Below are 21,560 nucleotides of genomic sequence, written 5' to 3'. Positions count from 1 at the left end.
TTTCAGAGCCGGTATGTTTGTCAGGTGTTATTTTCCGAGGCAAAATTGAGAGAAAATTTGATCAATCAACGCATCATGTGCTGTATCGCCCACGATCTCACCCAGCTGCTCCCATGCCAGACGAACATCGATCTGGATCATATCAATGGGAATCAACTGCTCTGCCGCTTCATAGGCATCAATGAGCGACTGTTTCGCTTTTTTGAGCAAAGCAATATGACGCACATTGCTGACATACGTCAGGTCGGCCGACTCCAGCTTGCCGCTGAAGAACAACGTCGAGATGGCATCTTCCAATCGGTCCACGCCCAGATCATCTTTCACCGACATCGGAACAAGCCGTTCCTCAGGGATGTAACGAAGCAGCACTTCGCGGTCCGCCTGCGGCGCTAAGTCCATTTTATTCATAATAATTATGGATTGTCTACCGCGGATTTGTTCCAATAATTCAATCTCGTCCTCATGCAGCGGCTCGGCAGCATTGATAACCATCAATAACAGATCAGCCTCATTGACAGCAGAGCGCGAACGCTCCACCCCGATTCTTTCCACGACATCCATCGTTTCCCGAATACCTGCCGTATCGAGCAGTTTGAGCGGTATATTGTTAATCGTAACAAACTCCTCAATGACGTCACGCGTTGTACCCGGAATGTCCGTTACAATTGCCCGGTTGTCCTGGGCCAACGTATTGAGTAATGAAGATTTCCCTACGTTTGGCCGGCCTACGATCGCAGTTGTGATCCCTTCACGCAGTATCTTTCCTTGCTCTGCTGTTACCAGCAATTTATCGATTTCAGTCATCACCTGACTGGATTTTTCTTTAATAAATTCAGAGGTTAGTGACTCTACGTCATGCTCAGGATAATCAATATTTACTTCGATGTGAGCAAGAGTCTCCACCAATGTGTATCTGAGATCACGCAGCTTGGACGACAATTTGCCCTCCACTTGCTTGAGTGCAACGGAGAACGCCCGATCAGATTTGGAACGAATGAGATCCATGACCCCTTCCGCCTGGGACAGATCAATCCGTCCATTTAGAAAGGCACGCTTTGTGAACTCGCCGGGTTCAGCGAGGCGAATATCGAGCTGCAACAACAGATCCATTACGCGCTTAACCGACACCACTCCGCCATGGGCGCTAATCTCCACGACATCCTCTGTTGTGAAGGATCGTGGCGCCCGCATCACTGTAACCAATACTTCCTCAATTTTCTCGCCAGTCCCCGGATCTACAATATGACCATAATGAACCGTGTGGGATGCTGCCTGTGTTAGTGGGGTTTTGCTGCGAAAAATCTTCTCCGTCTCCGACACCGCATCCGGGCCGCTCACCCGGATTACAGCGATACCCGCTTCTCCGACCGCTGTTGATATCGCTGTAATCGTATCACTAATCATCGTTATCTCTCCTTGCTCTATTTTAAAATTGCGCCCCTCGGGACGCTATATTAATTTCTATATATAGTTCAGTTGTTCGGTTACACAACGCTTCTTATCGATCATTCATATCTTGATATGGCTTTATTGAAGTCGCTCTATAGTTTTGGAAAAGTACTTCTGTACGAAAAAAGCAATGGCTTCTGCACCGGGCAGGAAGCCATTGCGTCTTCAACTTCGTGTTATTTCGTCGTAATGACCACGCGCCGATTAGGCTCCTCGCCCTTGCTGTATGTCTTAATCTGCGAGTGATTTTGCAATTTCGCATGAATGACTTTGCGTTCGAGTGGCGGCATTGGCTCCAGCACAACTTCCTTGCCAGTGCGAATGGCCTGTCCAGCCAAACGTTCAGCCAGATCCTCCAGCGTCTTGCGTCGACGTTGACGGAAATTCTCTGCATCAAGTACGATGCGAACGAAGCTTTCCGAATAACGATTTGCTACAATGTTCGTTAAATATTGAAGGGCATCCAGCGTCTGTCCACGTCTACCAATAATCATGCCCAGGTCTTCACCGGCAATATTGAAGATATGTCCATCCCGCTGTTTTTTGATATGCACTTCAACATCCAGTCCCATACCTGCTGCCACTTCTTTTAAGAAAGCAGCCGCTTCCTCATAGGGATTTTTAGCAGCCACACCCTCAAGTGTTTCTTCAACCTGAGGTATATGTGCGGCCGGCTTGATCGGCTGTGAAACAGGTTCAGGCACAGGCAGAAGTTTCACTTCCACTTTAGCGGCCTTAACCCCGATCAAACCCAGGAATCCTTTTGACGGCTGCTCTAACACTTGTATCTCGACCTTGTCCCGGCTCACGCCAAGCTCAGCCAATCCTTGGTTTACAGCATCTTCAACGGTTTTTCCTGACGCAATGACTTTGGTCATTTCGATTTTTTGGCCCCTTTCGAACCTTTTCCAGAGACAGTTGCCTTGCCACCGTTTTTGCGTTTAGCTCCATTTCCATTTTTGGAAGAGCTGGTCTGCTTCACGTTGACCTCAGCCACGACTTTATCATTATTCCGGTAAAGGAAATAGTTTTGCACGATCGTGTAGATATTACTGTAGAACCAGTATAGTGGCAATGCAGCCGGGAACTGATACGACATAACGAAGATCAATATCGGGTACACCCACAGCATGAATTGCATCGGTCCGACTTGCTGTGCAGGATTCATACGCATCATCATCCACGTTTGGACAAATGTTGTGATGGCTGCCAGCACTGGCAAAATAAACAGGTGATCGGGTGATCCGAGTTGTAGCCACAAGAAATCATGTGTTCTCAGACTGGAGTTTCCGTAAATTGAGTTATAAAGTGCGATGTAAATCGGCATCTGAATGATAAGTGGCAGACAACCGGCCATCGGATTAACTTTGTTCTCCTGAAACAACTTCATTGTTTCTTGCTGAACTTTCTCAGGTGTATCTTTATACTTGGCTTGAATTTCTTTCAATTGCGGCTGAATAGCTTGCATCGCCTTGGAACTGCGAACCTGCTTCATTGTCAGCGGCAAGATTAACGTCCGAACAATTAACACCATCACAAGGACGGCCAGTCCATATTCACCGTTAAACCAGTTGGCAAATGTATCGAGCGCCAGTGAGAACCAATAAATAACATTGGCTTGCCAAAAAGAATCACTATTCTTCAGATCTTCCGTAGTAACCCCCGAACCTTGCGGAGTACACCCGGCTAGTACAGTGACCATTGCAATGACTGCAATGAGGAGAATCCACTTCCCCTTTGATGTCTTCAATCGCGACACTTCATAACCCCTCTCTTAACCATTCCATTCCACCGTAAATCATACCATAATTAGGAGGACAAATAAACCGAAGCTTACCGCTTGCCCGACTTCAAAAGAGAGCCCTTGCGCAACGCGTGCAGCAGGCTTTTTTCCATATCCTTATAAGACATGTCCAAAGCACCTTTTCTGACGATAAAGATCAGATCCATCTGCGTGACAATCTCATTCTCATGATGACGTACAATTTCCTTAATCATGCGTCTCATCCGGTTGCGTACGACAGCGTTTCCGATTTTCTTGCTGCAGGATACACCCACTCGGAATTGTTCTGTATCTTTACGACGACAGCCATACACCACAAACTGATGATTGGCAAACGATTTCCCATACCGGTATACGCGGCTAAAGTCCGCCCGGTTTCGTAAACGCAGTCTTTTATACACGGCGCTTCTCCTTGCTGTTTTCCACCAACATTATTGACGAAGACCTCATTACTGATTTAGTATAGGCTTTCTTGAATAACGATAAACCGTCTTGGCGGCAACTTCATTTGGGACGATTGTTGATCAGTCATTTCAACTGAGCAAACATTCATCCTTATATAAGGAACGTTTTCGAAAAAACGGATCTCATTCATTGAACATAAATGTGTACTTATGCTTTTGCGCAGCCAATTCAGACCTGACCTTTACCAGCATCCAGTCTGAAATGACCTATTTAAGAAAAAAAAGACCACCTCGGTGGTCTTCACATGCATTTAAGCACTCAGGACTTTACGGCCTTTAAGGCGACGTGCAGCCAGAACTTTACGTCCGTTGCTCGTGCTCATTCTTTTCCGGAAACCATGAACTTTTTTACGTTTGCTAACGTTCGGTTTGAATGTAGGTCTCAATGTATTGCACCTCCTCACAAGGAAATACTTATGTGATGAATCACTTTCATCTTCACAGAAAACACCTTTATACATTTAACCACGAACACCTGGAAAAGTCAACTGCGAGCCACGTACCTCCCTTCTCCTTTTAATGCCTATTCCACCCTACCGAAACGGCCATGGATGCGTTCTCCTGTTTATCACCTTCATAAAGCATCAATTAGAGGCTCCAAAAGTTATCCCCAAGTCCCGGTTCATTCACTAAAAATCAAATTTTACGGTTATCCACACCCCTCAATCCCCTTAATCTTATCTTTCATCACCTCTTCAAGTTATTCACATGTGGATAACGATTATTTAACGTTGATTTACTGTTTCTTTGGCCCATGTTTCGGTTAATATTCCTACGTTTCTGAAGAACTATAGTGAGGTAGTGATCCAATAGATGAGCAAATATTTTGGCTTTTGAATTGATATACTTTAAATTTAATGTATCCGCTTTATTCTTATGGTTTACAAGTTTTCGAGAAAAGTGTAGGATAAAAAAAACACATCTTGTATACAAGTATACTTATTGGAAAGTGCAGTATATATCCTGACACATTTAAAGGAAGACAATTATTCCTCCAGCTCTTTGATAAATCCATTTGAAGCAGTATAACGTTCCTAAATTCAGCAGGCGCACAGAGAATAGAACCACTTATTCTCATCATAAGGATTGATGTAAATCGCTCAATCTGCAAAATAGTTGTGCTATGATCAGTATTGAACTGATTACTTATAATAGGAGCGTTAGCCACTATGCTGTTTCCTTCATCCTGGCTTCAGGGAGCTTCCCGCGGGGAAGCCATTGCCTGCGAACTAAGACTGCGGATCATTAGCGGAACCCTTCGTCCTGGCGAAATTTTGTCAGAAAATCGGATTGCCGCTGATTTTGACAGCAGTCGCTCACCTGTACGTGAAGCGTTAAGAACATTGTCGAATGAAGGGCTCATTCGGCTGGAGCGTATGGGTGTCGTTGTTATTGGATTGAAAATTAAAGATGTCGAGGAATTGTACGATGTACGTTTCCTGATTGAAAGTTTTGTGCAGCAGCGGCTTGCGGGGGATGTGCCAGATCAATTGATTACCCAGCTACGTAATGTAATAGACAAAATGGACTTGGCTGGACGCCATCAAGATGCGGTTGAATTCGCATATCAGGATCTCGTTTTTCACGAGACTATTATTGAAGCTGCCCAGCATTCCCGTATTTTACATCTATGGAGAAGCATTCGTTATGTTGTCATGACGGTTATGCTGCTCACCACCCGTAGGGTCTTTGTTCAAGGCGAGCAGAAAGTAAGCGCTGTAATCGGCAAACATCGTTTGCTGATCGAGGCTCTTGAATCAGGTGATAAAACACGCATTCAAGCTGGAGTTCGCACGTATTTTCAGGATTCAGGCAAGACGCTGCACGAAAGCTTTGATTCTTAATGACTTGTAATGAAATTCCATTCGTCAATTCATGGAATATCTGTGCAGAGGGTTCGCAATCATATCCGTTGTGAATGATTGCCCTCCAACTTGTCGACAAGTATACAAAATGCGATTTGTTTCAATTTTTTGGGGCATATTAAGAGGGATTCAAGCCGCCCGTGCTACATGATCGTAAAAGTGTCTTCCCTCCACCTGGTCATGGAACCGTTGTAAGCGTTATATATCAGAAAAAAAGGAGCATACCTCATGAGCACTCTTTTTGGGCTATCCCATAATGCAACGTTATTGGTCTGGACATTAATTGCGATTGTCTTCCTGATCGTGTTGATCTCCAAATATAAATGGAATCCTTTCATTACCCTTTTGTTGTCCGCACTAATGCTTGGTTTGCTTACAGGTATGAAGCCTGCGGATGTCATTTCCTCCATTACGGGAGGACTTGGCGGAACACTTGGAACGATCGCCATCGTTATTGGTCTGGGGACCATGCTTGGTAAGATGATGGCTGAATCCGGCGGAGCCGAGCGTATTGCTACCACACTGGTGGATCGTTTCGGTGTAAAACGTGTGCACTGGGCGATGATGATTGTTGGTTTTATCGTCGGTATTCCTGTATTCTTCGAAGTCGGCGTCATTCTGCTGATTCCGATCATTTTCACCGTTGCACGTAAAACCAATATGTCGCTGCTGCAGATCGGTATTCCGATTTTGGCAGGTCTCTCTACTGTACATGGTCTCGTTCCACCTCACCCGGCTCCCATGATTGCCATCGAAGCGTTCAGCGCCGATTTGGGTAAAACGATCTTGTACTCCCTTATTGTAGGTATCCCGACTGCTATTATCGCTGGACCTCTGTTTGGTAAATTTATCGGTAAAAGAATACATACCGAACCGCCTGCAGAGCTGGCTGAACAATTCGCTACGAAAAAAAGTAACAACTTGCCCGGTTTCGGCATAACCCTGTTTACCATCTTGCTGCCGGTCATTTTGATGCTTATTGGCTCCATCGCCAATATCGTAGACCCAGACGCTACAAGCGGATTTACCGTTTTCTGTGAATTTATTGGCCATGAAATTATAGCCCTGCTGATCTCCGTCGTGTTCGCCCTCTTTTCGCTCGGTTTCTCACGGGGGTTCAACAAACATGACATCTCCCGCTTCACCAGTGAATGTCTGGCGCCTACGGCGACCATCATCCTCATCATTGGCGGTGGCGGTGCGTTCAAACAGGTGTTGATTAATAGTGGTGTAGGTAATGCCATTGCTGAGGTCGCCACACATGCCAATATTAATGTGATCCTGTTCGCCTGGCTTGTAGCCGCACTCATTCGGGTTGCTACCGGTTCTGCAACTGTGGCCATGACGACAGCAGCTGGTATTGTAGCTCCGGTCCTTGCACTAACGCCTGGTGCCAATATTGAACTTGTCGTACTCGCTACCGGTGCAGGTTCACTTGTACTATCTCATGTGAACGACGCAGGCTTCTGGATGATCAAAGAATTCTTCAACATGAGTGTGTCTCAGACGTTGAAGACGTGGACCGTTATGGAAACACTATTATCTGTTGTTGGACTGATCTTTATTTTGCTGCTGAGTACAGTCGTATAAATTGACTACCTATATAGAAGAAGAAAATAAATCCACACCATTAGAGTTTTATTTTATGGGTTCAAAAGAAAGAAGGTTTATGTAAAGTGAACAACTATATGATTGGTATGGATATCGGTACAACCAGTACCAAATCCGTACTCTTTACGGAACAGGGCGAAGTTGTAAGCACCTCGACTCAGGAATATCCTTTATACACCCCAGCTCCCGATGTCGCTGAGCAGGATCCAGAACAAATTGTGCAAGCCGCCCTTCGCTCCGTACGCGGCGTGATGGATCAAAGCGGCGTAGCTGCCGAACAAATTATGTTCGTATCCTGCAGCTCTGCCATGCACAGTGTTATTGCGATGGGACAAGATGGTATGCCCCTCACTCGCTGTATCACTTGGGCTGACAACCGGAGTGCTGCCTGGGCCGCCAAACTGCAAGAGGATGGAATCGGGCATTCTATCTATTTGCGAACAGGTACACCGATCCACCCCATGTCGCCACTGACCAAATTAATGTGGCTGCGTCATGATGAACCTGAACTATTTCAACGTACCGCCAAATTTATCTCTATTAAAGAATATTTGTTCTTCCGTCTGTTCGGCCAATATGTCGTGGATCACTCCATCGCCTCATGTACCGGCCTGCTCAATCTGGAACAACTGGATTGGGATGCAGAAGCACTTGAGGTTGCAGGCATTACACCTGACCATCTATCGCAGCTCGTCCCGACCACACATATCATAGAGGGAATGGATCGCACATGGGCTGAAAAAATGGCTCTCTCCCCCTCTACTTCCTTCGTCATCGGTGCAAGTGACGGGGTATTGTCCAATCTGGGCGTAAACGCCATTGAACCTGGCGTTGTTGCAGCAACGATCGGCACTAGCGGCGCGATTCGCACCGTCGTTGACCGTCCGGTTACCGATCCAAAAGGTAGAACGTTCTGTTACGCCCTCACCGAGAATCTTTGGGTTATCGGCGGACCTGTGAATAACGGTGGCATGCTGTTCCGCTGGGTACGGGACGAATTCGCTGCCTCGGAAGTCGAAACAGCCAAACGGCTCGGCATCAATTCCTATGATGTACTTACTAAGATTGCGGAACGCGTCAGCCCCGGTTCGGAAGGACTTCTATTCCATCCGTACCTTTCAGGGGAACGCGCCCCTTTATGGAATCCGGACGCCCGGGGTTCCTTCTTTGGTTTGACCCTTCACCACCAGAAAGAGCATATGATTCGTTCCGTTTTGGAAGGGGTTATTTTCAACCTGTATACGGTACTGCTGGCCATGGAAGAACAGATCGGACAACCTACCTCCATTCAGGCAACGGGTGGTTTCGCTCGTTCCCCACTCTGGCGTCAGATGATGTCCGATATATTCAATCAGGAAGTCATTGTGCCCGAGAGCTTCGAAAGTTCCTGTCTGGGGGCCGTCGTGCTCGGTCTTTATGCTACAGGGCGAATTAAGTCGCTTCATGCCGTTTCATCTAAGGTGGGTACAACACACAAGCATACCCCTATTAAAGAACATGCATCGATCTACCAGGAGCTGCTCCCCATCTTTATTCGCATATCGCGAAAATTGGAAGAAGAATATGCAGATATCGCGGATTTCCAACGTAAATTTTCCGCTCATATCGAGTAAATCATGCTTTTATAACCACCAAAAAGAGGTTGTTCTCTTAGACCACCATTCCGGTCTTCAAGAACAACCTCTTTTTGGCATACGCAAAACTGCTGCAATGGGGACACATCCATCTCCAAAGTTTGCACGCTTATCCATCCCACCTCTTTTAGGAATAAATCCTACGTTCAATTCATACAAATCAGTAAACGTTCCTTGGTACCAACAGGCCCTCTTCTTGATCTCCTCTGCCTTTGATTTTGTCGTTTCCTCAATTCCTCTCTTCAAAAAAGGAAAAAGGGTATGAAGAGTCACTCCCCTGTAAATCCCCAAAACGGCCATTTTCACTTTACGGTTATCCACAGAGAGGTTATTCACAAACAGAGAATACTTTTACACACAATTCAGCATCATTTGACGAATAACCTGTGTATAAAATAATTTGGGTTTTTGGGTCATCTTGTCGAAAGTTAAACAATTTATAAACAATATATTGTGTTGTGATTAAAAATTATACACAAGTTATTGAATTTGTGGATAAAATCACGCGATACATTGAAATGCCGGGCTTCTTTTGCTATGATTGTATTACTTTTGGATGTGAATATGTGATCTGACCCATAATATTATCAACAGCCTGTGGATAAAGTTGTGAACAATTTTCCGTTGTTCATTCTTTTTTTGTTTTCGACCTGCGGGGGTTTGGGGATAAATTCAACAATATATCTCTTATTTCGACACTGCATCATGGCTTAAGCCACACTTGGAACATGTAAAAGGAGTGACAGTCTGTGGACAGCCATACTTCTGATTTATGGCAGCAAATTTTATCAATCATACAAAACAAGCTCAGCAAACCCAGCTTTGACACTTGGTTCAAAGCAACCAAAGCTACCAAGCTGAATGATCGTTCGATCGTCATATCCGCACCAACCACGTTTGCCGTCGAATGGCTGGAGAGCCGTTACACCAAACTGGTCGGATCGACGGTATATGAACTGCTTGGCAAACAGGTCGATGTGAAATTTGTCATCGAGGAGAACAAGCCTGCTGAACCGGACCCTCAACTGCCAGCGCCAACGCCTACAGTTGTTCAGGAAGAAGCGGTACTCAGCATGCTGAATCCAAAATATACATTCGATACATTTGTCATTGGGCCGGGCAACCGTTTTGCCCACGCCGCATCGCTGGCGGTCGCTGAAGCGCCCGCCAAAGCATACAATCCTCTGTTTCTCTATGGAGGGGTAGGTCTCGGCAAAACTCACTTGATGCATGCGATCGGACATTACGTCTTGGAGCATGATCCGGGCAGCAAAGTTGTTTATTTGTCATCTGAGAAATTCACGAACGAATTCATTAACTCAATCCGTGATAACCGCGGGGAGAGCTTCCGTAACAAATACCGTAGTGTCGACATTCTGCTCATTGATGATATTCAGTTCTTAGCTGGAAAAGAATCGACGCAAGAGGAATTTTTCCATACGTTTAATGCGCTGCATGAGGAACGGAAACAGATCATTATCTCCAGCGACAGACCGCCGAAGGAAATTCCGACCCTGGAAGAACGGCTTCGTTCCCGTTTTGAATGGGGGTTGATTACGGATATCCAGCCTCCAGATCTGGAGACACGGATTGCTATTTTGCGTAAAAAAGCTCGTGCGGAAAACCTGGATATCCCGAATGAGGCGATGATGTACATCGCCAACCAGATTGATACCAATATTCGTGAACTGGAAGGGGCACTGATTCGGGTTGTTGCCTATTCTTCGCTGACTAATCAAGATGTAACCACTCATCTAGCAGCTGAAGCACTGAAGGATATTATTCCTTCCAGTCGTCCAAAAATGATCACTATTCACGACATCCAACAAAAGGTCGGCGAGTATTACAGCCTTAAACTTGAAGATTTCAAAGCACGGAAACGGACCAAGGCCGTTGCGTTCCCAAGACAGATTGCTATGTATCTCTCTCGTGAACTTACAGACTTTTCTTTGCCCAAAATCGGTGAAGCATTTGGAGGGCGAGATCATACCACCGTCATCCACGCGCACGAAAAGATCTCCCAGGCGATTAAAGTCGATCAGGATCTCTATAAAGTTATCAACAACTTAACCGAAAAAATTAAGAATCCAACCTGAATAAGTCCCAAGCCTGTGCACAACGTATACACATGTGGATAGGCTTGGGCTTATGGGTTTATACCCACTTATCCACATATTCAGTGCCCCTATTACTATTATTACTATAAAGATCTAAAAGATATCATCTCCAAATAAGCGATTTCGAAGCTTGGCCTCCGGCCTTTTGAAAAACACATTTCAACACCTCTACACCCAAAAAATCAGCTAGGAGTGAAACCATGAAAATCAGCATAATGAAAAACTATTTAAACGATTCCATACAGCAAGTATCCAAAGCGATCTCGAGCCGTACGACGATCCCAATTCTGAGCGGTATCAAATTCGACGTTAATCATCAAGGTGTGACGTTGACAGCAAGCGACACCGATATTTCAATTCAATCCTTCATCCCGCTTGAAGATGGTGATAAAAGTGTTGTTCAGGTAGATCAACCCGGTAGTGTAGTTTTGCCAGCCAAGTTTTTCGTGGAGATCATCAAGAAGCTGCCATCGCAGGAAGTGCACATGGAAGTCAAAGATAACTTCAACACCTTTATTTCCGCAGGAGCTACAGAAATTCAACTGGTTGGTCTTGATCCGGAAGAATTCCCAGTATTGCCAAGCATCGAAGAAAACCAAACGGTCTCCATTCCAGGAGATTTGCTCAAAAACATGATCAAACAAACCGTATTCTCCATTTCCACTCATGAAACTACGCCGATTCTGACAGGTGTACTCTGGAGTTTGGGTGACAATGAACTGAAATTTGTGGCAACTGACCGTCACCGTCTTGCTACTCGTTCAGCAATGCTGGATAATGCAGAAGGTGTGAGATTCAACAATGTGGTGATCTCGGGCAAAACGCTGAACGAACTCAGCAAAATTGTGCCAGATCAAAATACACTTGTGGATATCGTTGTCGCTGACAACCAGGTTTTGTTTAAAATCGACCGTGTTCTGTTCTATTCGCGTATTTTGGACGGAACTTATCCGGATACTTCTAGAATTATTCCGACTTCGTACAAAACAGAACTCGTTTTGGATACAAAAAAATTAAGTGAATCTATTGACCGGGCTTATTTGCTGTCGCGTGAAGAAAAAACAAATATTGTGCGGATGCAGACGATGGATTCCGGATCAATCGAAATTTCATCAAGCTCTTCCGAGCTGGGGAAAGTAAGAGAAGAGATCGAACCTGCCGACTTTAACGGCGAACCCCTGAAAATCTCGTTCAACTCCAAATATATGCTGGATGTGCTGAAAGTGGTGGAGAGTGAGCAGCTGATGATCGCTTTCACTGGCGTCATGAGTCCTATCATCCTGAAACCGCTGGACGACAGTCACAGCTTGTACGTCATATTGCCTTACCGGACGACCAACTAACGAGAGGAAGATCATAGTGAACCAAGTAGCGATTCGTACGGAATATATTAAGCTTGACCAATTTTTGAAACTGGCCGATTGCATACCAACTGGAGGTATGGCCAAAGCACTGCTTCAGGACGGACTTGTACGTGTGAATAAAGAGCCTGAGGAACGCCGGGGACGCAAGTTATACCCTGGGGATATCGTTGAGGTGGACGGAGAAGGTTCGTTCGAAGTTGTCGCACAATAAGAAGACCAGTTAGATCCTGCTGCCTCCTGACGGACGGGATAAAAGGGAGGTTACCGCGTGTTTGTAAACAGCATAGATCTGCAGCAATTCCGCAATTATGAACATCTGAGACTGGATTCATTTGGTCCTGTAAATCTTTTGATCGGGCAAAATGCCCAAGGTAAGACCAATCTTGCAGAAGCCATCTTTGTGCTTGCACTCACTAAGAGCCACCGTACATCCCGTGACAAGGAACTGATTCGTTTCGGTGAAGAACGTGCAAGGCTTGCAGCAGAGGTCGACAAAAAGTACGGATCGGTCAAGCTCGAGCTATCTTTGTCGCAACAAGGCAAAAAAGCAAAGATCAACGGTTTGGAACAGCGCAAGCTGAGTGATTTTGTCGGAGCGCTTAATGTGGTGATGTTTGCACCGGAAGATCTTGAGATTGTCAAAGGCACACCGGGGGTCCGCCGCCGGTTTCTTGACATGGAGATTGGACAGGTTGCTCCAGGTTACCTGTATCATCTGCAGCAATATCAAAAAGTGCTCGTTCAGCGTAACAATCTGCTCAAGCAATTATGGGGGCAGAACGCTTCAGCGCAGACCATGCTTGAGGTGTGGAATGAACAACTGGTGGAGCATGGTGTTAAAATCGTCAAAAAAAGGAAACAATTCATAAAGAAACTGCAAAAGTGGGCTGAAACGATTCATCAGGGCATCACCGGAGGCGGAGAAGTCCTGCGTCTGGCCTACCTTCCTTCCTTCAGCGAAGCCGCTGAGGAAGATGAAGCTGTCTTAATGGACCAATTTATGATAAAATTATCACAAATGAAAGAGCAGGAGATTCGCCGAGGCACAACGCTTAGTGGGCCGCATCGGGATGACCTGTCCTTTTTCATTAACGATCGGGAAGTACAAACGTATGGCTCGCAGGGGCAGCAGCGCACAACGGCGTTGTCCCTTAAACTTGCGGAAATTGAACTGATTCATGAAGAAATCGGAGAATATCCGGTCCTGCTGCTAGACGATGTACTGTCTGAACTGGATCCTTTTCGTCAAACGCAGCTGATCGAAACGTTCCAGAGCAAGGTGCAAACCTTTATTACGGCTACCGGCATCGAGAGTCTGAACGTTGACAAACTCAAAGATGCCAGTATTTATCACGTTCATGCCGGACAGGTTGAACGCTAAGGAGTGAGGGCTTATGTACATTCATCTGGGCGGCGAGAAGATTATCCGATCTTCCGAATTGGTCGCTATTTTTGATATATCGATTGAAAAATCCTCAAAAATTTCCAAGCAGTATGTCACGCATGCCGAGCAGGAAAAAACAGTGGAGCATATTGGTGAAGAGGAAGCCAAGTCCATTGTCGTGACCAAAAACATTGTGTACTACTCGCCTATTTCCTCAGCTACGCTCAAGAAGCGAGCTCACATTTTTCCTGATCTCTAGCCTATCGGCGGTACGAGTTATTGTACCTTTTGCTGCTTGTCTTTATTTAGATTGCTTACTGGAATTAAGGGAATATGTTCATTTCAGCATGCATTCTTAGTTAACGCATATTTACGATATTGAATCTATAGAAGTAGGTGAAAGGCATGTCTATGAATCAACCGTCATATGGTGCAGATGAAATTCAGGTACTTGAAGGGCTGGAAGCCGTACGTAAACGACCGGGGATGTATATTGGTTCCACCAGTGCCAAAGGTCTGCATCATCTCGTTTGGGAAGTAGTGGACAATAGTATTGACGAAGCACTCGCAGGTTATTGTGATCATATCGAAGTTACTATTCATGAAGATAACAGCGTCACTGTAGTCGATAACGGGCGGGGGATTCCTGTCGGTGAACATGCCAAAATGAAACGTCCTGCACTTGAGGTTGTAATGACTGTTCTGCATGCAGGCGGTAAATTTGGCGGTGGCGGGTACAAAGTATCCGGTGGTCTTCATGGTGTAGGTGTATCTGTCGTCAATGCTCTATCAGCGAAAGTAGTTGTTACAGTTAAGGTTGACGGCCATGTGTATCAACAGGAATACCGTCGCGGTGCTCCGCAGTATGATCTGAAAACGATCGGAACAACGGAGGAAACGGGAACAACGGTTACGTTCCATCCGGATCCGGAGATTTTCACGGAAACAAGAGTTTATGACTATGAAACTTTGCTGACTCGTATTCGTGAGCTCGCGTTCCTGAACAAGGGAATTGGTATGACTTTAACCGATGAACGTACAGGTGTAACCAACTCTTTCCTGTATGAGGGCGGTATTATCGAGTATGTCTCCTTCCTGAACCAGAAGCGTGAAGTACTGCACGAAAACCCGATTTATGTAGAAGGATCAAGAGACAACATTCAGGTTGAAGTTGCATTGCAATACAATGACAGCTACACCGAGAATATTTACTCTTTTGCCAACAACATCAACACACATGAGGGTGGAACGCACGAATCCGGATTCAAAAGTGCCCTTACCCGGATTATCAATGATTATGCGCGAAAAGCCGGCGTAATCAAAGACAGCACGGGTAACCTGTCCGGGGATGATGTACGTGAAGGTCTAACAGCGATTATCTCAGTCAAGATCCCTGAACCGCAATTTGAGGGACAGACGAAGACCAAGCTGGGTAACAGTGAAGTTCGCGGAATTGTGGAATCCCTGTTTGCTGAGAAGCTGCAGGAATTCCTGGAAGAGAATCCTTCCGTATCCCGTCGCATTTTGGAAAAAGGACTGCAAGCTGCCCGTGCACGTGAAGCAGCTCGTAAAGCACGTGAACTCACGCGTCGTAAAGGTGCACTCGAAGTCAGCTCTTTGCCAGGTAAATTGGCCGACTGTTCATCCAAGGATGCTTCAATCAGCGAATTGTACATCGTCGAAGGTGACTCTGCCGGTGGATCGGCGAAGCAAGGACGAGATCGTCATTTCCAAGCGATTTTGCCACTGCGTGGTAAGATTCTGAACGTGGAAAAAGCACGTCTTGACCGGATTTTGGGTAATGCGGAGATCAGAGCAATTATTACTGCAATGGGTACCGGAATTGGTGATGATTTCGATATTGCCAAAGCACGTTATCACAAAATCATTTTGATGACGGATGCCGACGTCGATGGCGCCCACATTCGGACATTGCTTCTGACATTCCTTTATCGCTATATGCGCAAAATCATTGAGGCTGGTTATGTATATATTGCCCAACCGCCATTGTTCAAGATTGAGCGCAATAAAGTGATTCGTTATGCTGGTTCCGAGAAGGAACGTGATGAAATTATCGCAACTCTCGGTGAGAATGCGAAATTCAATATCCAGCGTTATAAAGGTCTTGGCGAGATGAATGCCGGACAATTATGGGAAACGACGATGGACCCTGAAAGCCGGACCATGCTTCAAGTATCGATCAGCGATGCGATGCTGGCCGATGCCATGTTCGACACCTTGATGGGGGATAATGTTGAACCTCGTCGTGACTTTATTCAGGAAAATGCAAAATACGTGAAAAACCTCGACATCTAACGATATTCGAAGAGGCGCCTGCGAGGGCGCCTCTTTTACATTATGGGGTTAAGCTATAGAGATTTTAGGTTGGTCTCTGGAGTGCCTGTTATCGGTGTGTGCGGCTTTTGGCAGTGGAGGCCTGGGCTTTGGGGGAGGTGCGAGATGTCTTCCCTTTTTTGGAGGGTAATCTGCCGTACGCTCTCGCATAACGCTTGATCTTTCGGTACGTTTCCTTATCAGGCAATAGGCCAAAAGCATAGATACCTGGTAATGTGTTGACTTCAATAATCCATGGCCGTCCATCTTCATCCAGTGCGATATCGATACCAATCTCTTTGAGCCTTGGAAATGACCTCTGAAGCTGTACCGCCGTATGAATGCCTAAACGATATAGCTCACTGCGTAGTTGCTGGAACCGATCCTGATCAAATTGAGGGCGTACCAACTCATTAAAGGTGGCCAATCGTCCGCCTCCATGAATGTTGGTAATGATCTTGCCCGGTGCAGCAACTCTTCCCAGAATACCTGTCGTTTCCCAGTTGCGTTCTAGATTCTTCTGGGTCAGTACCCGCAGGTCGAAAGGTAATCCATCATGTTTCATCAGCGGAATACCTTGCTGAATGATGTATTCGCGATTCTGGATATGTTCAGTGAGCGCCAGATCCAGCTCATCGAGGGAATGGAAGTATTTTTCCTCCGTCCCATATCGAAGTTCATACGTGGTCAGAGGGACTTCAGCAGAGATCTCGGCACTGACTTCAGCTTCGGATGGGGAGAGTGGATCAACGGCGTTTTCCGATGTGTTTGAATCGGTAATCGGGTGTGGTTTTATACGGATGGTTTTTACCCGCATGACGCCATTGCCATAAGTTCCCCGATCCGGTTTGATATAGTTTGACTCGAATAATTCAGTCATCCGTTCCAGGGTCTGGCGATTATATTGTCGTGTTACTGGTATATATTCATTCACATTTCGGCTGCGTTGTAACACAGCTGTCTTGGTCCATTTGCTGGAGACACGCTGGATGCCCAAGAGCCATCAGTCCTTTCGTGTTTTAATGGGGTTTATAAGAGTGGCAGACGCGTAGAAATCAAAGGACAAGAGATGATTTCAGTGGTATAATAGAGAAATATGGCGTTTTGTGCGGTTTTGTTGCACAGATGTAGTTTGATCGTAGAACGGGAACGGTCTAAGCCTGAATATACACAGTACAATTGCCGCTTTTTCTAGCATTGTATGTGCAAATGGGGAGGAAGGCAGGGCGAACCCCCAGACTCTCTAAAGTTCCCGGAAGAAAGGCTATTGCCCAGCGGACGTTTAATTGTTTACCTTTTGTGAAAGTAATATAATAAAGAGTAGCGTCCTTGTGCGGTTTTAGCCTTGTTAGGCTCTTCACATATAATTAATTTTGAATGATTGAATGGAATGTTTGTTGAAGGACAAGAAGGAGGTCCAGCATGGCGGAAGAAATGAACTCGCAGATTAAAGATCGGGATATTGGCGTCGAGATGCGTGAATCGTTTATGGATTATGCGATGAGCATTATTGTGAGCCGTGCCTTACCTGACGTGCGTGACGGATTGAAGCCGGTTCACCGGCGTATTCTGTACGCAATGTCCGAGCTAGGCATGACACCCGATAAACCACATAAAAAATCAGCTAGAATCGTCGGCGAAGTTATCGGTAAGTATCACCCACACGGTGACTCTGCCGTATACGAAACGATGGTACGGATGGCACAGGACTTCTCCCTGCGCTACATGCACGTAGATGGACATGGTAACTTTGGATCGGTGGATGGCGATATGGCAGCAGCCATGCGTTATACGGAAGCCCGGTTGTCCAAGATTGCTATGGAAATGCTCAGAGACATCAACAAGGATACGATTGACTTCCAGCCGAACTATGACGGTGAAGAAAGTGAACCTATCGTTCTGCCAGCTCGTTTCCCTAACTTGCTTGTCAATGGTGTCGGCGGGATTGCGGTAGGTATGGCGACCAATATTCCTCCTCATAACCTGGGAGAGGTCATTGACGGCGTACAGGCTATGATCAAAAATCCAGACATTACTTCCATGGAATTGATGGATTATATCCACGGGCCAGACTTCCCAACTTCCGGTTATATTTTGGGACGCTCCGGAATTCGCCAGGCGTATCAAACCGGACGTGGTTCAGTAACGATGCGGGCCAAAACTAACATCGAAGAAAACAACAACAAAGCACGGATTATCGTTACGGAACTTCCTTATCAGGTGAACAAGGCAAGACTCGTTGAGAAAATTGCTGAGTTGGTACGTGATAAAAAGATTGATGGTATTACGGATCTCCGTGATGAGTCTGACCGTAACGGTATGCGGATTGTGATTGAGCTTCGCAGAGACGTGAACCCGGGTGTAGTGCTGAACAACTTGTACAAGCATACTGCGATGCAGTCTACCTTTGGGATTAACATGCTAGCGATTGTAAATAAAGAACCTAAGATTTTGAATCTGCGTGAAGTGTTGTATCACTACTTGCAGCATCAGATTGAGGTTATACGTAGACGTACACAGTTCGAATTGAAAAAAGCGGAAGCACGCGCACACATTCTGGAAGGCTTGCGTATCGCGCTGGATCATATCGACGAAATTATTGCGTTGATTCGTTCATCCAGCAATACGGATGCAGCCAGAGAAGGTCTGATTGAGCGTTTCTCACTCAGTCATGATCAGGCTCAAGCTATCCTCGATATGCGTCTGCAACGCCTGACAGGTCTGGAACGTGAGCGCATCGAAAATGAGTATAACGAACTGATGGTCAAAATTAAGGAATATCGTGAAATTTTGGCCAACGAGCACCTGGTGCTCGAAATTATCAGCACGGAGCTGCAAGAAATCCGTGATCGCTTCAGCGATGATCGTCGTACCGAAATCACTGTAGGTGAAGAGAGCATTCTGGACGAGGATCTGATTCCGCGTGAAGAAGTTATCATCACTATTACCCATACAGGCTATGTGAAACGTCTGCCGGTATCCACATACCGCAGTCAGAAGCGTGGCGGACGTGGGGTTGTGGGAATGGACACCAAAGATACTGACTTTGTTGAGCATCTGTTTGTGACCAACTCTCACAATTACCTCATGTTCTTTACCGACAAAGGTAAAGTGTACCGTCTCAAAGCTTATGAGATTCCAGAGCTTGGCCGTACAGCACGGGGGACGCCGATTATTAACCTGATTCAGATCGAGCAGGGTGAATCGGTCAATGCCGTGATTCCAGTTCAGGAATTCGAAAGTGACAAGTATCTGTTCTTTGCTACCCGTCAAGGGGTTGTGAAGAAGACACCGCTTGAGGATTACACCAATATTCGTAAAGGCGGTCTAATCGGGATCTCCCTGCGTGATGATGATGCCCTTATTGATGTTAAGCTGACAGACGGACAGCAAGAGATCATTATGGGTACAGCTCACGGGATGTCCATCCGATTCTCGGAAGGAAATGTTCGTTCCATGGGACGGAGTGCAACCGGGGTTAAAGGGATCACACTGGATGAGCAGGATGTTGTAATTGGTATGGACGTTGTAGATCAGGAACTGGATGTTCTGATTGTTACAGCCAAAGGTTACGGTAAACGTACGCCTGTCAGCGATTATCGGATGCAGACTCGTGGCGGTAAAGGGATTAAAACCATTAACGTCACAGATAAGAACGGTGCGGTAGTCAGTCTGAAAATGGTTAAGACGGAAGAAGATCTAATGATCATCACTTCCAGTGGTACGTTAATTCGAATGAGTATGGAAGGCATATCCACGATGGGTCGATACACGCAAGGCGTGAAGCTGATTCATATTCGCGATGAGGATGCCGTAGCTACAGTCAGCCGAATTGATAAGAATGAGGAAGAACCAGATGACGAAGAATTGCTTGAAGGTGCAGAAGCCGCTGATTCTGAAGGTCTAGAGTCAACTCTTGATGAGGGTGCGGTTTCCGATGCTGAAGTTGAGGGCGATGATTCAGGTTCGGAAGTATAGAATCAATTTTCTATAACGAAAATCATTTCATGATTTCAATGAAATTGGAGGGCTCCCATATGGGGGCCCTTTGTTATTTTCACGGCTCCAGGACCATTCTCCTCGAAATCTGGGATGTACAGCCTGATTTTTGAGTAATATAATGGGAATTAACGTGAAAAACCGGGACTATGGTCTTGATATCATTATAGAAGAACGATGAGTGAGGGGAATAAACATGGGATTAATCACCCTGTCTGAAGTCAAACCAGGACTTAAACTGGGAAATGACGTACAAACGCTTCGTGGCAATGTTCTGTTTCAGAAGGGCAAAGTCATTCTGCCTAAAGATGTGGAAGTACTCAGAGCCTTTATGATTCATCAAGTGGACATCGAGCAAGAAAGAACAGGGACAAGCAGCTCAGGTTCTAAGGCTTCATCCGCCTCTTCAGTCCATGCAGCTAATGAGAAGAACGGAGAACGGGCAGGGAAAGGCAGCAGCGCAGTCTCAGCACCCGCAGGACCGTCTCTGCATGAAGAGTATGAAAAGATGGTGGGACTGACCAAAAATGCTTTCCTATCCTCCTTGGCGGCTGAATTACCTGTATATGAGTTGCGTACACAGCTGGAAGCTTTGTTTGTTCATCTTAAACAGTATAATGTGCTTACCTTCAGTCCACGAGTGATGCAGGAACATGATTATGTGTATCATCATGCCGTCTTGAGTGCCATTACGTCTTATCAGTTGGCCCAGTGGATTGATCTTCCGTCCAAAGACTGGATGCAGGTAGCTTTTGCAGGATTGTTCCATGATATTGGTAATAACAAAGTAGATCCACAGATTCTCCATAAACCCTCTACGTTAACTGCGTCAGAGCAGGCTGAGATCCGACAGCATACGAAATATGGCTACCAGGTACTGAAACAGGCGAAGGCCATCAATGAGGGAGCAAGACTCGCAGCATTGCAGCATCATGAAAAAGTGGATGGGTCGGGTTACCCGCTGCAGCTCAGCGGCACGCAGATTCATATCTATGCCAAGATTGTAGCTATCGCTGATATCTTCCACGCTATGACTCTGGAAAAGATCTATCGTAGGGCACAGTCACCGTACCTGGTACTTGAACAAATTCAGAGTGAGGCTTTTGGCAAATTGGATCCTGCTATCGTGAATGTATTCGTCCAGCGTTCCACACAGATCCATAACGGTATCCGAGTGAAGCTCAGCAATAATCAAATTGGTGAGATTATATTCTCAGATCGGGATCATCCTACAAGGCCGATGGTATCAGTAGAAGGAACAATCATCAATCTGATGCAGCAAAGGCAGCTACATATCCAGGAAGTCATTGGGTAACTAAATCTTCAATTCATATATAAGAACAGGGCCTTTCCAATATGGAAGGGCTTTTTTATTAAACTTAAAGTAGAGTATGAGATTAGCATGCATAGGTGGAGAGATATTCTTACGCAAATTAAGCAGAGTAATGTATATAGGATCAGGCTTATATGGGAGCCATATTAGAGAGAGTGTAGAAAGAAATAACTTTAATGAAAAAAAAGCTTGCATTCCAAATCTGTACATGGTATATTCTAAT

Annotated in this window: 17 protein-coding genes; 11 read left to right on the top strand and 6 right to left on the bottom strand. The window is 45.7% G+C overall.

The features are described 5' to 3' along the window. Positions 1-27: 27 nt before the first annotated feature. The 5 genes from mnmE to rpmH all read right to left on the bottom strand — a co-directional run bounded on the left by mnmE (position 28) and on the right by rpmH (position 4,082). Positions 28-1,404, bottom strand: a complete 1,377-nt coding sequence (mnmE, locus tag CS562_RS18145; RefSeq protein ID WP_076287177.1) for a tRNA uridine-5-carboxymethylaminomethyl(34) synthesis GTPase MnmE — start codon at positions 1,402-1,404, stop codon at positions 28-30. Positions 1,405-1,625: 221 nt separating this feature from the next. Further along, positions 1,626-2,327: an RNA-binding cell elongation regulator Jag/EloR gene (gene jag / locus CS562_RS18140; RefSeq protein ID WP_076287176.1), complete on the bottom strand. Its 702-nt coding sequence runs from the start codon at positions 2,325-2,327 to the stop codon at positions 1,626-1,628. Then, positions 2,324-3,208 (bottom strand): YidC/Oxa1 family membrane protein insertase, encoded by an 885-nt coding sequence (locus CS562_RS18135; protein ID WP_076287175.1) that lies wholly within the window; start codon positions 3,206-3,208, stop codon positions 2,324-2,326. The genes jag and CS562_RS18135 overlap by 4 nt, the downstream gene beginning before the upstream one ends. A gap of 74 nt (positions 3,209-3,282) precedes the next feature. Continuing rightward, on the bottom strand, positions 3,283-3,633 hold the full coding sequence (gene rnpA / locus CS562_RS18130) for a ribonuclease P protein component (protein ID WP_076287174.1): 351 nt from the start codon (positions 3,631-3,633) through the stop codon (positions 3,283-3,285). Positions 3,634-3,947: 314 nt separating this feature from the next. Continuing rightward, positions 3,948-4,082: a 50S ribosomal protein L34 gene (gene rpmH, locus CS562_RS18125; RefSeq protein WP_024629517.1), complete on the bottom strand. Its 135-nt coding sequence runs from the start codon at positions 4,080-4,082 to the stop codon at positions 3,948-3,950. Positions 4,083-4,865: 783 nt separating this feature from the next. Here rpmH and CS562_RS18120 point away from each other — a divergent pair. The 9 genes from CS562_RS18120 to gyrB all read left to right on the top strand — a co-directional run bounded on the left by CS562_RS18120 (position 4,866) and on the right by gyrB (position 15,987). Then, positions 4,866-5,540 (top strand): GntR family transcriptional regulator, encoded by a 675-nt coding sequence (locus CS562_RS18120; RefSeq protein WP_076287173.1) that lies wholly within the window; start codon positions 4,866-4,868, stop codon positions 5,538-5,540. Between the two features lie 249 nt (positions 5,541-5,789). Further along, the gene (locus tag CS562_RS18115) at positions 5,790-7,151 is read left to right on the top strand and encodes a GntP family permease (RefSeq protein WP_076287172.1); all 1,362 of its coding nucleotides are present in this window, start codon (positions 5,790-5,792) and stop codon (positions 7,149-7,151) included. A gap of 98 nt (positions 7,152-7,249) precedes the next feature. Next, on the top strand, positions 7,250-8,785 hold the full coding sequence (gene gntK / locus CS562_RS18110; protein ID WP_099857995.1) for a gluconokinase: 1,536 nt from the start codon (positions 7,250-7,252) through the stop codon (positions 8,783-8,785). A 770-nt stretch (positions 8,786-9,555) separates the two neighbouring features. Continuing rightward, on the top strand, positions 9,556-10,902 hold the full coding sequence (dnaA, locus tag CS562_RS18100; RefSeq protein WP_024629513.1) for a chromosomal replication initiator protein DnaA: 1,347 nt from the start codon (positions 9,556-9,558) through the stop codon (positions 10,900-10,902). A gap of 221 nt (positions 10,903-11,123) precedes the next feature. Next, a complete protein-coding gene (gene dnaN, locus CS562_RS18095; protein WP_099857719.1) occupies positions 11,124-12,266 on the top strand; it encodes a DNA polymerase III subunit beta in 1,143 nt (380 codons plus the stop codon). 16 nt (positions 12,267-12,282) lie between these two features. Beyond that, positions 12,283-12,498: a S4 domain-containing protein YaaA gene (yaaA, locus tag CS562_RS18090; RefSeq protein WP_024629511.1), complete on the top strand. Its 216-nt coding sequence runs from the start codon at positions 12,283-12,285 to the stop codon at positions 12,496-12,498. Positions 12,499-12,555: 57 nt separating this feature from the next. Continuing rightward, on the top strand, positions 12,556-13,668 hold the full coding sequence (recF, locus tag CS562_RS18085) for a DNA replication/repair protein RecF (RefSeq protein ID WP_024629510.1): 1,113 nt from the start codon (positions 12,556-12,558) through the stop codon (positions 13,666-13,668). Positions 13,669-13,681: 13 nt separating this feature from the next. After that, on the top strand, positions 13,682-13,930 hold the full coding sequence (gene remB, locus CS562_RS18080; protein WP_017691405.1) for an extracellular matrix regulator RemB: 249 nt from the start codon (positions 13,682-13,684) through the stop codon (positions 13,928-13,930). A 146-nt stretch (positions 13,931-14,076) separates the two neighbouring features. After that, positions 14,077-15,987: a DNA topoisomerase (ATP-hydrolyzing) subunit B gene (gene gyrB / locus CS562_RS18075; RefSeq protein ID WP_076287169.1), complete on the top strand. Its 1,911-nt coding sequence runs from the start codon at positions 14,077-14,079 to the stop codon at positions 15,985-15,987. Between the two features lie 88 nt (positions 15,988-16,075). Here gyrB and CS562_RS18070 read toward each other — a convergent pair whose 3' ends face one another. Beyond that, positions 16,076-17,002 (bottom strand): YheC/YheD family protein, encoded by a 927-nt coding sequence (locus CS562_RS18070; RefSeq protein WP_099857717.1) that lies wholly within the window; start codon positions 17,000-17,002, stop codon positions 16,076-16,078. Between the two features lie 425 nt (positions 17,003-17,427). Here CS562_RS18070 and gyrA point away from each other — a divergent pair, with 425 nt between their 5' ends. After that, positions 17,428-19,983, top strand: a complete 2,556-nt coding sequence (gyrA, locus tag CS562_RS18065; protein ID WP_076287167.1) for a DNA gyrase subunit A — start codon at positions 17,428-17,430, stop codon at positions 19,981-19,983. A 217-nt stretch (positions 19,984-20,200) separates the two neighbouring features. After that, positions 20,201-21,319 (top strand): HD-GYP domain-containing protein, encoded by a 1,119-nt coding sequence (locus tag CS562_RS18060; RefSeq protein WP_099857715.1) that lies wholly within the window; start codon positions 20,201-20,203, stop codon positions 21,317-21,319. The last annotated feature ends 241 nt before the right edge of the window (positions 21,320-21,560 follow it).

Source organism: Paenibacillus sp. LK1 (assembly GCF_002750415.1).
Classification (GTDB): Bacteria; Bacillota; Bacilli; order Paenibacillales; family Paenibacillaceae; genus Paenibacillus; species Paenibacillus taichungensis.
Note: the sequence above shows the minus strand (reverse complement) of the source record. Positions and strands in the feature narration are given on the sequence as shown.

What these genes read in the sequence shown, in the direction of transcription:
- mnmE (WP_076287177.1), bottom strand. Translation starts at nt 1,404, where the DNA reads ATGATTAGTGATACGATTACAGCGATATCAACAGCGGTCGGAGAAGCG.
- jag (WP_076287176.1), bottom strand. Translation starts at nt 2,327, where the DNA reads ATGACCAAAGTCATTGCGTCAGGAAAAACCGTTGAAGATGCTGTAAAC.
- CS562_RS18120 (WP_076287173.1), top strand. Translation starts at nt 4,866, where the DNA reads ATGCTGTTTCCTTCATCCTGGCTTCAGGGAGCTTCCCGCGGGGAAGCC.
- CS562_RS18115 (WP_076287172.1), top strand. Translation starts at nt 5,790, where the DNA reads ATGAGCACTCTTTTTGGGCTATCCCATAATGCAACGTTATTGGTCTGG.
- gntK (WP_099857995.1), top strand. Translation starts at nt 7,250, where the DNA reads ATGATTGGTATGGATATCGGTACAACCAGTACCAAATCCGTACTCTTT.
- dnaN (WP_099857719.1), top strand. Translation starts at nt 11,124, where the DNA reads ATGAAAATCAGCATAATGAAAAACTATTTAAACGATTCCATACAGCAA.
- remB (WP_017691405.1), top strand. Translation starts at nt 13,682, where the DNA reads ATGTACATTCATCTGGGCGGCGAGAAGATTATCCGATCTTCCGAATTG.
- gyrB (WP_076287169.1), top strand. Translation starts at nt 14,077, where the DNA reads ATGTCTATGAATCAACCGTCATATGGTGCAGATGAAATTCAGGTACTT.
- gyrA (WP_076287167.1), top strand. Translation starts at nt 17,428, where the DNA reads ATGGCGGAAGAAATGAACTCGCAGATTAAAGATCGGGATATTGGCGTC.
- CS562_RS18060 (WP_099857715.1), top strand. Translation starts at nt 20,201, where the DNA reads ATGGGATTAATCACCCTGTCTGAAGTCAAACCAGGACTTAAACTGGGA.